General features: G+C 70.6%; 12 protein-coding genes. 6 read left to right on the forward strand and 6 right to left on the reverse strand.

The features are described 5' to 3' along the window. Positions 1 to 252 precede the first annotated feature (252 nt). The 5 genes from WMF12_RS16790 (at position 253) to WMF12_RS16810 (ending at position 5,760) form a co-directional block, all read left to right on the forward strand. Positions 253 to 630, forward strand: coding sequence for an RHS repeat domain-containing protein (locus WMF12_RS16790; RefSeq protein WP_437872533.1), 378 nt, complete (start codon positions 253 to 255; stop codon positions 628 to 630). 42 nt (positions 631 to 672) lie between these two features. Further along, on the forward strand, positions 673 to 969 hold the full coding sequence (locus WMF12_RS16795) for a hypothetical protein (RefSeq protein ID WP_437872534.1): 297 nt from the start codon (positions 673 to 675) through the stop codon (positions 967 to 969). A 120-nt stretch (positions 970 to 1,089) separates the two neighbouring features. Continuing rightward, positions 1,090 to 1,314: a hypothetical protein gene (locus tag WMF12_RS16800; RefSeq protein WP_437872535.1), complete on the forward strand. Its 225-nt coding sequence runs from the start codon at positions 1,090 to 1,092 to the stop codon at positions 1,312 to 1,314. Next, positions 1,311 to 4,082 (forward strand): hypothetical protein, encoded by a 2,772-nt coding sequence (locus WMF12_RS16805; protein WP_437872536.1) that lies wholly within the window; start codon positions 1,311 to 1,313, stop codon positions 4,080 to 4,082. Before WMF12_RS16800 ends, WMF12_RS16805 begins: the two co-directional genes overlap by 4 nt. A gap of 586 nt (positions 4,083 to 4,668) precedes the next feature. After that, the gene (locus WMF12_RS16810) at positions 4,669 to 5,760 is read left to right on the forward strand and encodes a hypothetical protein (RefSeq protein ID WP_437872537.1); all 1,092 of its coding nucleotides are present in this window, start codon (positions 4,669 to 4,671) and stop codon (positions 5,758 to 5,760) included. 256 nt (positions 5,761 to 6,016) lie between these two features. Here WMF12_RS16810 and WMF12_RS16815 read toward each other — a convergent pair whose 3' ends face one another. The 4 genes from WMF12_RS16815 to WMF12_RS16830 all read right to left on the reverse strand — a co-directional run bounded on the left by WMF12_RS16815 (position 6,017) and on the right by WMF12_RS16830 (position 9,539). Then, positions 6,017 to 7,063 (reverse strand): cytochrome-c peroxidase, encoded by a 1,047-nt coding sequence (locus tag WMF12_RS16815; RefSeq protein WP_437872538.1) that lies wholly within the window; start codon positions 7,061 to 7,063, stop codon positions 6,017 to 6,019. After that, positions 7,060 to 7,938 carry an MbnP family protein gene (locus tag WMF12_RS16820; protein ID WP_437872539.1) on the reverse strand — a complete coding sequence of 293 codons (879 nt, stop codon included), beginning with the start codon at positions 7,936 to 7,938 and terminating at the stop codon, positions 7,060 to 7,062. Before WMF12_RS16820 ends, WMF12_RS16815 begins: the two co-directional genes overlap by 4 nt. 213 nt (positions 7,939 to 8,151) lie before the next feature. Beyond that, entirely contained in the window at positions 8,152 to 9,045 is an 894-nt protein-coding gene (locus tag WMF12_RS16825; protein WP_437872540.1) for a dihydrodipicolinate synthase family protein, read from the reverse strand. Then, positions 9,045 to 9,539, reverse strand: a complete 495-nt coding sequence (locus WMF12_RS16830) for a cupin domain-containing protein (protein WP_437872541.1) — start codon at positions 9,537 to 9,539, stop codon at positions 9,045 to 9,047. Before WMF12_RS16830 ends, WMF12_RS16825 begins: the two co-directional genes overlap by 1 nt. 64 nt (positions 9,540 to 9,603) lie before the next feature. On the opposite strand from WMF12_RS16830, the gene WMF12_RS16835 reads away from it, so the two are divergent. Continuing rightward, positions 9,604 to 11,091 (forward strand): PLP-dependent aminotransferase family protein, encoded by a 1,488-nt coding sequence (locus tag WMF12_RS16835; protein ID WP_437872543.1) that lies wholly within the window; start codon positions 9,604 to 9,606, stop codon positions 11,089 to 11,091. Between the two features lie 124 nt (positions 11,092 to 11,215). Here WMF12_RS16835 and WMF12_RS16840 read toward each other — a convergent pair whose 3' ends face one another. Continuing rightward, positions 11,216 to 12,208, reverse strand: coding sequence for an alpha/beta fold hydrolase (locus WMF12_RS16840; RefSeq protein WP_437872544.1), 993 nt, complete (start codon positions 12,206 to 12,208; stop codon positions 11,216 to 11,218). A 31-nt stretch (positions 12,209 to 12,239) separates the two neighbouring features. Next, a complete protein-coding gene (locus WMF12_RS16845) occupies positions 12,240 to 12,848 on the reverse strand; it encodes a TetR family transcriptional regulator C-terminal domain-containing protein (protein ID WP_437873862.1) in 609 nt (202 codons plus the stop codon). Positions 12,849 to 12,909 lie beyond the last annotated feature (61 nt).

A 12,909-nucleotide genomic window follows, 5' to 3' on the forward strand; every position in this document is an offset into this window, starting at 1 on the left:
TGGGCTGCTGCTCGGCCGCGTCGTCCCCGTGCGGCTGTGCGTGGGGCTGCTCTGGTCATCGACGCACCAAGCGCACGTGATGTCTCGTCAACCTGACCGAGCTCTGAAGTTGGACGCGAAGAGGTCGTGGTACCCGTCTCGGCAGGTGAGGGTGGCGTCCTCGTTCCCATCGCGGCGAGACGCTATCGAGTCGACAGGAATGGCCGCCGGCCCCTATCGTCGTCTTGAACTTCATGAGTATCCTCTTCGTCGATGCGCATTGCCCCGGGCTGCGAGCGTGTGGGTGCATCCGGGGGCCAGGAGGTGTACGTTCGTCTGGATCGCACGGCAGCAAGACCGCACGAGACCCGGGAGATCACCGACAGCGTCGGCCGGATCGTCCGGGTCCGGCGGGCGCCCGACGGGCGCATCGGCGCGTTCGAGAGCAAGAACGCGCGGGAGCGCGGTGTCTGGGTGCCCTTCGCGCAGTACAGCTATGACGCCGCCGGAGATCTCACGTCCGCGACCGACGCTGAGGGATACACGACGCGCTACACCTACCAGGAACACCTCCTCACCTCCCATACGAGCCCTACCGGGCTCACGTTCTCATTCCGCTACGACGATTGGCACCGCTGCGTCGAGACGTGAGGCGCTTACGACGATGGGCGTGACCGCAGCCTGGCGGAGGACGTGCCGACGCACCTGGCCGACGGGAGGACCGTCGCCAGAGGCATCTACCACTGCAAGCTGGAGTTCGGAGAGGACGGATACGTCGAAGTCGCGGACTCCATCACGGTTCATCGCTACTTCGGGAACCGCTTCGGCAAGCTCGACAAGGCCGTGAGCGCCGGGGCCGTGTTCAGCCAGACGTACGACGAGCACGGGCGCCTCCGGACGTTCGTCGATCCGGTCGGCGCCACGACGAGGGCAAGGTGGCGGGGCCGAAGCCGTCGAGCGCCGGGCAGTGCGCCGAGATCGAGGCGCTGAACAACCTGGCGAAAGACATCCGGCAGGACCGCCAGAAGAACGGTAAGGCATTGTAAAGACCCCGCGGCCGAAGACACCGAGATCAGGAAGGAGCTGCAGAAACAGGTGAAGGAGGGCAAGATGACGACGACGGACAAGGGCGGTGACCTCATGGATCCATGCAAGTTCTGCGCGCAGGTCCTGCGTGAGCTCGGCCTCCACCCGGCGAACAACGGCGGTACTGGCAAGAAGAACGGTGTCATCGGCTCGGATGGCAAGGCGTGGAACGGCAATGTCTGGCACAAGGGATACCCCACGTCGTTCAGGACCGCTCCCTCGAGCACGCCGCCCTTCGCAGGGACATGAGCACTCCTTCGCGAGCACCGGATGCGCCGGCCGCTGGCCCGGCGGCGGCGGAGCGCGGCGTCCTCGCCTTCTGGCGCGAGGTCGAGCGCTGCCGCAGCGCCCCCCTCGGCGGGAGAGCGCGCGCTGGCGCCGTGGCGGGCCTCGAAGCGTGGCTGGAGCACGGCGGTGCGCGCGTGGCGCTGCTCGGGCCGAGCGGGCGCGGCAAGTCGATGCTGCTGGGCGCGTGGGCGCTGGAGCTGGCCCGCGCGGGCCGGCACGAAATCGCGTTCGTCCCCGTGAGCCGCCGCTTCGGTACGGCGCTGGAGTCCACGGCGCTGAACCTCCTTTATGCGCGCGTGGCTCTGTTCCTCAGGTCGCGGCGGCGCATCGGCGCTCGGCCGCACGGGGTCGAGGAGATGCGGCGCGACCTTGCGAGCATGCTCGAGGAGGGCCGCCCGCCCGGAAGCAGGCCGCTCGTCGTGATTCTCGACGGGTTCGACGAGGGCGTCTCCTGGACCCTCGATGCAGCGCGGCGCTTCCTGCGAGACCTCGGCCCCGGCGTGCGCGCCGTGCTGTCGGTGCGCTCGCTCGAGGCGCTGGGAGGGCTCCGGGAGGGGACGGAGGTGGTCGCGTTGCCGCCGATCGCAGTCGACGAGGTCGCAGAGGCGATCGGGCGGAGGCTCGGCGAGCTGCCGGCCAGCGTTAAGGACGATGTCGCACGGGTGAGCGGCGGGGAGCCGCTCCTCGTGGAGGCGCTCGCCGAGGCCTTCGCGAAGGATCCCGCGGCTGTGGCGTCGGCGCTCGCGAGCGTTCCCGCCGGAGCTCCGGGCATCCTGGATCTCTGCGCTGGCGGCACGATCCGCCCCGTATTGCCATGGCTTGCGGGCGCGCTCGCGCCGATCGAGGCGGAGGAGTTCTTCGCGATCTCGACGGTGAACGGCGGAGCCTGGAACGAGCTGAGCGGACCGCTCGTCGCCGCCGGAGAGCCGGGCCTCGCGCTCCGTCACCCGGCCTGGGCGGCGGCCATCGAAGGGCGGCTCGCGCCGCGTGAGCGCGCGGCGGTCGATCGCCGGTTCGCCGACCACGGGAAGCGCGTGTTCGCGTCGGGCACGGTCTCCGACTACGTATGCCGGAACTGGCGCGCCCACCTGGAGCGGGTCGACGCGAGCCTCGCAGAGCGGATCGAGCTGGTCTCGAGTGCGTGGCTCGACGTGTGGAGGACACGCCCGGATGGCTCGTCCGGGTTCATCGCCGACGTGGACGCGACGGCGGCGTGCGCGGCGAGCCTTCTGGTCGATGCAGCGGCCGGAGGCGATGTCGTGGCGGTGCTGGCCGCGCGGGTCCGCTGCCTGCTCGTGACGAGCTCAGTGCGGAGCATCCTTGGCTTCGAGGAGACGCGGCGCGCGCTGGCCGCGCTGGCGGCGCAGGACGACGAGGAGGAAGAGAAAGGGGCCCAGGGCGGCGAGGGCTCCGCCGGACCCCACATCGAGATGCCGCGCGTGGGCGAGGACATCCTGGATGCTGGACGGCCGATCGCCGACGCCGCGGAGCGCGCCAATGCCCTGATCCGGCTGGCGAACGAGCTGCCCGACGCCGAGCGCGCCGTCGTGCTCGACTGGGCGCTCGAGGCCGCCCGCGAGGAGCACGCCGGTGGGGGCGCGCTCGCCGCCGTGGCGCGCGCGCTCGACGGGCAGGCGCGCGTGACGGCCGCGCGCGAGGCGGCGGCGCGGCTCGCTCGCGAGCGGACCAAGGAGAGCCGGAGCGCGCGCGTGTCCCTGGCGGCGCTGCTGCCCGAGGCCGAGGCGCTCGACCTCGGTCGCGACGCGTTCGCCGAGGTCCCGGCCGACGCGAGGAGCGACGAGCTGCCGCGGCTCTCGGAGGTCGCCGCGCGATGGTCTCCCGCGGCGGTGCGCGGGCTCTGGGCATGGTCCGAGGCGCTGCCCCCCTCGGAGCGGCACCTGGTCCTAGCGCACCTCGCTTCGGGCCTGCCCGCGGAGGAGCGGGAAGCGGGCGCGTCGGAGGCGCTGGGGCTCGCGCTGTCGCTGCTCGCGGGCGACGCGCTTCCGCCGGACGCGTGCTGGAGCATCTGCGCGCTCGCGCCGCACGCACCTGCCGGCGCCGCGTCCGCGCTGGTCCAGGCGTGCGCGGCTGCGGCCGGCCTCCACCTCCCGGTGGTGAAGGCCGTCGCCGCGCGCCTCTGCGATCTGGGGCGCGTGGAGGATGCGCTCGCGCTGGTGGACACGCTGCCCCAGCCGTCGGACCGGATCGAGGCGCGATCCGCGCTGCTCGCGCACCTGCCCGCCGCGGTCCGCGAGGCCGCCTGGGCCCAGCTGTCGGGCGATCTGCGGGCGAGCGACGGCGCGCGCCTGCTCTTCGAGCGGAACGCCGCTGCGTGGACCCGGGCTCTCGGGGCCGATGCGGTCCTCGACCTGTCACGCGAGATCGGCGCCCCGTGGTCAGACCTGGTCGCGATCGCCGTGGCCTCGCCGGACGACGCGCCGGCGATTGCGCGCGATCTGATCGAGCGCGCTCTGGAGCAGCCGAGCGACGACGACGAGGCGCTCTTCGCGCTGATCCCGCTGGCCGCCTCGATGACCGAGCCGCACGCGCGCCGCGTCTGCCAGAGACTCCTGAACGAGCTCGGCTGGAAGCCGCGGCCCGATCTCCTCGACGACTGGACGAAGGACGACCTCGGGCACCTGGCGCCGCTGTTCGCCCGCGTCGCTGGACCGCAGGGCGTCGTCGCGGTGGCCCGGGAGATCGTCGACGTTTGCCGGTGGCTGCCCTGAGCGTCCGCGTGGAGATGTCGCGCGCCGAGCCCTTCAGGCCTCATCTCCGCGGCGTATTCGCAGCTGCCACCGGGCCATAGTCGCTGACAGGCCTCGAGGGCACGCGTCCCGACGCCGCGTACGCAGCGAACAGGCCGCCATGGATGACAGGCGGCGCAACGAGGCTATAGCCTCGAGGGTGCTCACGATTCGATGGGAAGATCTGCGCGACGTGCTCTATGCCGTCGAGGCTTCGACGCATCCAGCGCCGCAATCTACGCGTCGCCGGGCCGGCCTTCCCGAGGTGCTCCTCGGCAACGCGGGTCAACTGCCCCAAGCCCGGGTGAGCTGCCCACCCCGCCTGCGGCTCACAAAGCATTGCGAGAAGCCGACTAATTTTCTCGTTGTGGCCATCCTATTTTTTTCGTCGCGCTCGCTCTATGCGGACGATTTTTGGTGCCCATCGCGTTGGCCCGTGGGGTAGGAGTGGCTGAAACGGCTTCATGAACGCGAACATCGAAACCCAGGTCGCTCACGACCTCCGCACGGGTAAGCACGTGACGCCGCACAACATCGAGGCGCTCCTCACTGAGACGACCTGGCACAGATGAGCGAGTACCAGTGGTACGAGTTCGTCGCGCTCGATCGTCCCCTCACGCCCAAGCAGATGGCGGAGCTCAGGGACACCTCGACGCGCGCTGACATCACGCCCACGCGCTTCTGGAACGAGTACCAGTGGGGTAACCTCAAGGCCGACCCGGCGAAGCTCCTCGAGCGCTACTTCGACGCGCACCTCTACTTCGCCAACTGGGGTACCCGGCGGCTGATGTTCCGGCTGCCGGCGGCGCGCGCCGACGAGAAGCAGCTCCGCCCGTACTTCCCCGGCGGCGCAGCGTGCATGACGAAGGCCGGCGAGCACGTCGTGATCGAGCTGGTGAGCGAGACCGAGGAGCCCGAGGACGACTTCACGAGCGGCGTGTCGCTCGCGTCGCTTGCACCCGTGCGGAGCGAGCTCCTGCGCGGAGATCTGCGCGCCGCGTACCTCGCCTGGCTCCTCGCAGTCGAGGTGGGCGATGTCGAGGACGACGAAACGGAGCCGCCGCTGCCGCCGGGGCTCCGCGAGCTCTCCGCGCCGCTCGAGGCGATGGTCGGCTTCCTCCGCCTCGACGGCGATCTTCTGGCGGCCGCGGCGGAGCCGAGCGGCGCGGAGCCGGAGGATACCGACGCGCTCCGCGCGTGGGTCGGCGCGCTCCCCGCGCGCACCAAGGATCAGTGGCTACGGCGCGCGGTGGACGAGCCGGAGCTCGCGCTCGGCGCCGAGCTGCGCCGCGCGTTCCGTGCTCGGGTGAAGGCGAAAACAACCAGGGTTCCACGAACCGTCGCGGAGCTGCGTGCCGCGGCCGAGGAGCGTCGCGAGAAGAGAGAGCGCGCCGAGGCGCTCCGCGCCGAGCGGTCGCGCAAGGCCGCAGAGGCCGCCCGGACGAAGCAGCTCGACGCGCTCGCGCGGCGGCTCGACGCAGCCTGGAGCGAGCTGGAGGCCCTGGTCGCGAAGAGCGCCTACGACGAGGCGCTGAAGCTGGCGATCGACCTTCGCGACCTTGCCGCCCGCGACGGCACGAACGCAGCGTTCATGGAGAGGTTCAAGGCGATGCGGAAGCGACAGTCTCGGCGCCGGGGCTTCTTCGACCGCTGGAAGTGAGAGAACGAGCCGAGGCGAAGGTGAAAAAAGGCGATGGCCGAGCGAGGCGCCTGCCGCAGCCAGCGGACCGCCTCGAGGGCCAGGTCGACCTCCTCGGAGCGATGGCAGCCTCGGATCTGGAGCGCCTCGCGCTACATCGGGCGGCGATGACCGTGATCATCGAGATGACGGATCTGGTCGACGACTCCCCCGCCGACATGAGCGCCGTGTTCGCGGCGAGCGAGCAGCGCGTGTACCTCGCGCTCGCCCTTGCCCCTCAGGGGTGGTACCGCGGATCGTCGAGGAAGGCGGGATCGGTCAGCGACCGCAGGAACGCCGCCAGATCGGCCTTCTCGTCCGGAGAGAGCCCCAGCTCATCGATCTGCGGATCGGTCGAGAAATGGCCCAGCCCGCCGCGATCGTAATGGTCGACCACTTCCTCCAGCGTCGCCAGCGATCCGTCGTGCATATAGGGGGTGCTCGCCGCGATGTTCCGCAAGCCGGGCACCTTGAATTTGCCGAGGTCTCCCGTCCGTCCGGTGATCCCTTGCCGCCCGACGTCGCCGCCGTCGAGGTAAGTGCCGTTGTTGAAGAAGCCTTCGTTGGTGAGCATTCCGGATGGGTGGCAATGGAAGCAGCCAGCCCGCTCACTCAGGAACAGCGCCTCGCCGCGGCGCTCGGCGTCTCCAAAGGTCGTGTCGTCCCCGCGCCGGTGCCGGTCGTAAGGGCTGTCGGCGCTGACGATCGAACGGACGAAGCTGGCCAGGGCATGGCGCAAGGACTCCTCGCCGGGAGGCCCGCCATAGGCATCCTTGAACGCCTTCACGTAGACGTCATCGCCGGCGACACGAGCCACGGCCTCGGCGAGCGGTAGATCCATCTCGTCGGGGTTCTCGATGGGCTTCCCCACCTGCTCTTCCAGGGTGGCCGCGCGGCCATCCCAGAAGAAGCTCTCGCCCCAGGCCAGGTTCACCAGCGCGGGCGCGTTCCGCTGTCCCAGGCGGCCGTCAACCCCCCGGGAGACGGGGTCCGGATCGGCAAAGGCGTACTCCTGGCGGTGGCAGCTCGCGCACGCTATCTCGCCGGTGCGAGAGAGGCGCTTGTCGAAGAAGAGCCTCTTGCCGAGCTGGGCCCTCGCCTCGGTGAGCGCGTTGTCGGCCGGCGCTCTGGCCGCCGCGGTGCGCGCCGGAAACCCGGCGGGGATGGCGTCCGTGACGAGCGGCGGCAAAGGTCCAGGGGCCGCCGGCCCGTCGTCGCCGCATCCGCCCGCAAGGAGCAGCGCCGCCAGGCCGATGGCCCCGCCACGGTGGAAGCCCGGCGTCACGGACCGAAGGCGAACACCGTCAGGTCGGGGAGGCCGCGCCGCAGGCGCTCACCCGCGAGGAGCTCGTCTCCCACGGGCCCGGGCGGCGCGACGAACCCGGTCAAATCGACGTCCGCCGTGGCGCCCGCGAAGACCTCATCCAGGACGACCCGGACGGCCTTGCCCGTCGAGCCGCTCGCGGGCACGGACAGGGCGCCTCGTACCTCGACCCTGGGGGCGAGATCCATGACCAGGTTGCCCCCCATGTGGACCGCCGGCGGAACCGTGGCCGTCTCTCCGTCCGGATCGTCGGAACCACCCTCACCCTCGGCCGGCGGAGCCACGCTGCCCTCGTAGCGCAGGAAGAGGTAACCGGTGTGCGGCCACGTCATCTGGGAGGCTTCCGACAGAGGCGCGACGGTCGTTTCGGGCCGGGAGACGTTGCAGGCCTGGTGCAAGCCCCAGACGAAGCTGACGCCTTCATAGCTGCCAGCCGGAGCGCGCAGCCGGAGCGTGGCCGAGCCCGGCTCCTCGGCGTTGTAGAAGTGGACCCCGTAAGGGGTGGCGGCGCCGTCGGGGCCGACGATATCGACGGGCACGAGATCGCCGTCCGCCCCGATCAGCGCCGCGTGCGAGGCGTAGAAGCGAACGTTGAGCGGCGTGACCGTGCTGCCGTCCGGCGCGACGTTCGGCTCGCCGAACAGCAACGGTGCGCCGCCGAGGACGAGCTCGAACGCGAGCTCGACGATGGCGCCCTCGGTCCTGATGGACGCCGGCTGCTCTTCGCAACCGGTCGGCCAGGTGGCCTCGGCCTGGCCGCCCGCGCCGCCCGTGCTGCTCGCTCCACCGGACCCGTCGGGCTGGCTGCCGCCCGCCCCGCCGGTCCCGGACGCCATTTGCTGCTGATTCGAGGACGTGCCGCAAGCGGCCGCGGCGCCCAAGAGCAACCCGATCAACCGGAACAAGCCAGGAGATTTCATCGTGGGATCGAGTGTACGCGATGACGCACCACACCGGAACAGATGACGCATCGCTGGGATCTTGCTGGGCGAGACGCGATCAAGGCGCGAGCGATGGCGTGACGAGCGGTAGCAAAGATTCCGGACGGCTCATGCGGATGGCAGTACGGCGAGATCCACCAGGATCCGCCGGAGCTCCTCTGTCCGCGCCTTGTCGAGGGGCTGCAGCGGGGCCCGAAGCGGCCCGACCCGTGTGCCCATCAGCTCGAGGGCCGCCGAGATGGCCCGCGGCAGGCCATGCGCGACGATGAACTGAAGGAACGGCAGCTGGCGGTAGAAAGAGCGCCGAGCGGCGTCGAGATCACCACGGGTCACCGCGTCGTACAGCTCGACGGTGAGGCGAGGGATGATGTGCGGGGCAGCCGTGCACCAGCCGCGAGCCCCGGCCACGAACGCGGCGAGCGCGAGCGGATTGCTTCCGTTGTAGAAGGCAACCTGGTCGCCGCAGAGCTGCACGAGCCGGTGCATCCGGTTCACGTCCCCGGTGCTCTCCTTCACCATCGTGACGTTCGGGATCTGCAGCAACCGGGCGATCGCGTCCGGGCTCAGATCGAGGCCGCCCGTTGCCGGGTTGTTGTACACGGCGATGGGGATGGAGATGGCCTTCGCGACGGCCTCGAAGTGCGCCACGATCTCCCTGTCCGAGAGCTTCCAGTAGCTCATCGGAATGATCATCACCGCGGCGGCGCCGGCCCTCTCCGCGTACCTCGCGTGGTGCACCGTCCGCTCCGTGGTGAGGCTCGAGACGCCGACCAGGGTCGGGACCCGGCCCGCCACGCGCCTCACGACGATGTCGGTGACGGCCTCGCGCTCCTCGTCCGAGAGGTACGGCAACACCCCGGTGCTGCCCAGCGGGGCGATCGCATGGACCCCCGCGGCGAGCATGTCGTCGACGATGCGCCCGAGGAGCTGTTCGTCGACGCGTCCGGCCTCCGTGAACGGCGTGATGGGGTAGGCGATGATTCCACGGAGAGACGATGTCATCACACGCCTCCTTCCGCCTCGTGGTCCCAGTCGAAGAGCTGATCACCCCGGTCGGGCACCTCTTCGCGCAGCGCGACCCCTCCCATGTTCTGCAGCATCGGCGCGTTCTCGCAGGCGAGGTAGCGGGCCCGACCCTTTCCGGTGTTGACGTGGTTGTGCCAGGCCCAGACAGGGACGTAGATCGCGTCCCCCTGCTTCCAGTCGACACGCCTCCCGCCCACGTACGAGTAACCCTCTCCCTCCAGGACGTAGAGAATGGTCTCGTACGTGTGCCGATGCCGGTTCGAGGATTGCCCCGGATCGAGCCATCCCAGGGTCATGCTGATCGCGTGGGACGGGAGGTCCACGAAGAAGACCGGGTGCTTCCTTGCTCTCGAGTACTCGCCGTGAAGCCCGGCGGACTCGACCGCGGGGTGCGCCAGCCTCTCTGGCATCACCACGCGAGGCCGCGGCGGCGTCTTGTCGAAGTCTGCTGAATGGAATCGTTCGCTCATGTCGGCTCCCTGTGGGCGCAAAAGGCGTCTTGCGCAGGAGAGTGGATAGCGCGAAGCTGGACCCATGACAGGCTCCAGAATGAACATGTCGACGGGTCCAGCTGGTCGACCCTGGCGCTTCGACCTGGTGCTCGACGACGGCGCGTCCGTGCCGCGGCAGACCCAGCTGAGCAGGGCGATCGTCCAAGAGATCCAGCGCGGGCGGCTGCTGCCGGGTTCAACGCTCCCGGGCAGCCGGACGCTCGCGGCCCAGCTCAACGTGAACCGGAAGGTCGTCGTCGCTGCCGTCGACGATCTGGTGGCCCAGGGGTGGCTCGAGGCGCTGCCAGCGCGCGGCACCCGCGTCGCGCTCAACCTTCCGACGCTCGCCGTCGCGGATGCCGAGGGCCGCCGCTCGGTCGAACCGGTCCTCGCCCAGCGTCGCGGCGCCATGATCGCGGTGAACGACGGGATCCCGGACGCCCGGATCGCGCCCGTGGACGAGCTCGCGCGCGCGCAGCGGCGCGCTCTCCGAGCGCTGGCGCGGACGGGCCTCGGCTACGGAGATGCCGCGGGCGATCCCGTGCTCAGGGAGGTTCTCGCGGGCTTCGTCAATCACGCTCGCGGGTTGTCGTGCTCCTCGGAGGAGGTCGTCCTGACGCGCGGCAGCCAGGGCGCGCTGAGCCTTTTCGCGCTGGCGATGCTGGAGCCCGGGGATGTCGTCGCCGTCGAGCACCCTGGATACACGCCAGCCTGGCGCGCGTTCCAGCTCGCCCGGGCCGACGTGGTTCATGTGCCGGTCGATGCTGACGGCCTTCGAACGGAGGAGCTGGAAGCCCACGCCAGGAAGCTCAAGGGGCGCCTCAAGGCGGTGTACGTGACGCCTCACCATCAATACCCGACGACCGTCGCCATGTCGGCCGAGCGTCGAATGCACCTGCGACGAATCTGCGAGTCGTCTCGCCTCTACATCGTCGAGGACGACTACGACTACGAGTACCACTTCGAGGGCGCGCCGCTGCTCCCCCTCGCCGCGACCAAGGATCTCTCGTCGCGCTGCATCTACGTGGCCTCGCTCTCGAAGCTCATCGCTCCGGCCCTGCGGCTCGGGTACATCATCGCGGACAGGTCCGTGGTCGCGCGCTTGAGGGCGGTCCGTGAGCTGCTCGATCGTCAGGGAGATGTCGCCCTCGAGCGCGCCGTGGCCGAGCTCATCGAGGACGGCGAGATCCAGCGCCACGCGCGGCGCGCCCGGCAGCTCTACCGGCAGCGTCGTGACCACCTGCTGGAGCAGCTCGCGTCGAGGGCGCCCTTGCGTTCCGCGATCGCGTGCGACCCGCCCGGCGGGGGATTGGCGCTCTGGATGCGCCTGCGCGGCTTGACCTCGGAAGAGCTCGTCCAGCGCGCGCACGCACGCGGCCTGGCCCTCACCCCGGGGTCCGTCCATGTCGCGGCCGGGGCCGTGCCCGCATTTCGCTTCGGCTTCGCGGCGCACACGAGCGAGGAGCTATCGAGGATCTGCGATACGCTGGAGGCGTGCCTGATGTCGGACGCCAGATCGAGGCGTCGATGAACAGCGTTCTCCACGCCGTCCGTCGTGTTCGCCCCAGCACGAGCGCTTCCTGTTCTATCGAGGGCTCGGGAGGCCAGGACGAGCCGGCCGGATCATTCCCACCCGCTCGTGGTCAGCGACCGCGTCACACCGCGCGCCGGCGGTCGCGCTCGAACAGCTCGCGCTCCAGCTCGAACGTCTCGAGCCCTGTCCGGACCGGCCACGGGGTGCCGGTCACGACCTCGACCACCTCGGCGATCACCTCCGGCGCGCGCAGGACGCGCCTGTGGCCGAGGCCGCGGGTCGACATGAGCCGCGCGCCCGGCCAGCGATCGGCGAGCGCCGCGCCTGCCTCGAACGACACCTCGCGATCGTCGCGGTCGTGCACGACGAACAGCGGCGCGTTCATCCGCGGGGCCGCAGAGAGCGCGTCGAGGTCCGCGAGCGGCACGCCGTAGCGCGCCTCGAGGCGGGCGACCATGCGGCGCCGGACGGCCTCGTCGATGCCGAGGAGCTCCGCGAAATGCTGGGTGTAGCGGACCGCGCTGATCGGCGGCGCGATGAACACGAGCCTCGGCGCCGGAGCGCCCGAGCGCCGGACGGACGCCGCGCGGGACAGTGCATACGTCGTTGCGGCGCCCCCGATCGAGTGCGCGACGATGGCGTGGATGGGCCCGACCTCGTCCATCGCGACGGTGACCGCGCGGGCCAGCTCCACGAGCGTGGCCGACCGGCTCGGCCCATCGCCGTGCCCCGGCGCGTCGAACGTCACCACGCGAAAGCCCAGCTCCACGAGCGGCCTCACGAACGCGCCGAGCTGGCTCCCCCGCCCCTCCCAGCCGTGCACGAGCAGCACGGTCGGCCCGTGCCCCCACGACCACGCGGGCAGCGCCTCCGCGCCCCACGGCAGCGAGAAGCGCGCAGCGCCGGCGAGGATCTCCTCCTCCCAGGCCGGGCGCGCGTGCCGGCGCGGAGAGCGGAACAGCCGTTCGGCCGCCAGGGAGGCCAGATCCGGCGCGGCCTTGTTGAGGAGCTTGAACCCGAACCGGATCCCACCGCGCAGGAGGACCTGCCGCGGATCAGTACGAACGATCGTTCTATTATTGGGCGACGAATGGACCTGATTGGCTTCCTGCATGGGGGACCTCCTCGGGGGATTGCGAGACGGATCAGGCAGAGCGGCGGGGCGCACGCCGGGCGTCGGTCACGAGCCTCTCGAAGGCGGTGCGGGCCCGGCGCTCCGACGCCTTGTCGCGCATCAAGCGGCTGAGCGCGTGGGAGCCGGACGCGATGGCATAGGCCTCGAAGGCGAACTGCGAAAGGTCGAGGTCCGAGCGGAAGTGGCCCTCTTCGACGGCGATGCGCGCGGCGGTGGCGAGCGTGGCCAGCCAGTCTTTCTGCGACGCGACGAGCGCGTCGCGCGCCGGACCGGGCTTGTCGTCCAGCTCGGCCGCGGCGGCATGGAAGACGCAGCCGCCTGGCATGAAGTCCTGCTCTGTCCAGACGAACCACCGATCGATGAGCGCGCGCACGCGCGGCTCACCGCGCGGCTCGCGCAGCGCGGGCGCGACCACGAGGTCGACGAAGCGGCGCCTGGCCTCTTCGAGGATGGCGACGTCCAGGTTCTCCTTGGAGCTGAAGTGCGCGAAGAGGCCGCTCTTCGACATCTTCACGCGCTCGGCCAGGGCGCCGACGGTCACGCCCGAGAGCCCGACCTCGCTCGCCAGCGCCAGCGCCTCGGCCAGGATGGCCTGCCGGGTATCTTCACCTTTCGCCACCTCGACTGGATAGAACGACCGTTCTATTTTGTCAAGCGACGGGGCAGCCGACCCAGGTTGG

The organism is Sorangium sp. So ce363 (assembly GCF_051520435.1).
In the GTDB taxonomy this organism is placed as follows: Bacteria; Myxococcota_A; Polyangia; order Polyangiales; family Polyangiaceae; genus Sorangium; species Sorangium cellulosum_B.

Excerpts from the sequence above, each read along its gene's own strand:
- WMF12_RS16790 (WP_437872533.1), top strand. The coding sequence starts at position 253 with ATGCGCATTGCCCCGGGCTGCGAGCGTGTGGGTGCATCCGGGGGCCAG.
- WMF12_RS16800 (WP_437872535.1), top strand. The coding sequence starts at position 1,090 with ATGACGACGACGGACAAGGGCGGTGACCTCATGGATCCATGCAAGTTC.
- WMF12_RS16805 (WP_437872536.1), top strand. The coding sequence starts at position 1,311 with ATGAGCACTCCTTCGCGAGCACCGGATGCGCCGGCCGCTGGCCCGGCG.
- WMF12_RS16810 (WP_437872537.1), top strand. The coding sequence starts at position 4,669 with ATGAGCGAGTACCAGTGGTACGAGTTCGTCGCGCTCGATCGTCCCCTC.
- WMF12_RS16820 (WP_437872539.1), bottom strand. The coding sequence starts at position 7,938 with ATGGCGTCCGGGACCGGCGGGGCGGGCGGCAGCCAGCCCGACGGGTCC.
- WMF12_RS16825 (WP_437872540.1), bottom strand. The coding sequence starts at position 9,045 with ATGACATCGTCTCTCCGTGGAATCATCGCCTACCCCATCACGCCGTTC.
- WMF12_RS16830 (WP_437872541.1), bottom strand. The coding sequence starts at position 9,539 with ATGAGCGAACGATTCCATTCAGCAGACTTCGACAAGACGCCGCCGCGG.
- WMF12_RS16835 (WP_437872543.1), top strand. The coding sequence starts at position 9,604 with ATGACAGGCTCCAGAATGAACATGTCGACGGGTCCAGCTGGTCGACCC.
- WMF12_RS16840 (WP_437872544.1), bottom strand. The coding sequence starts at position 12,208 with ATGCAGGAAGCCAATCAGGTCCATTCGTCGCCCAATAATAGAACGATC.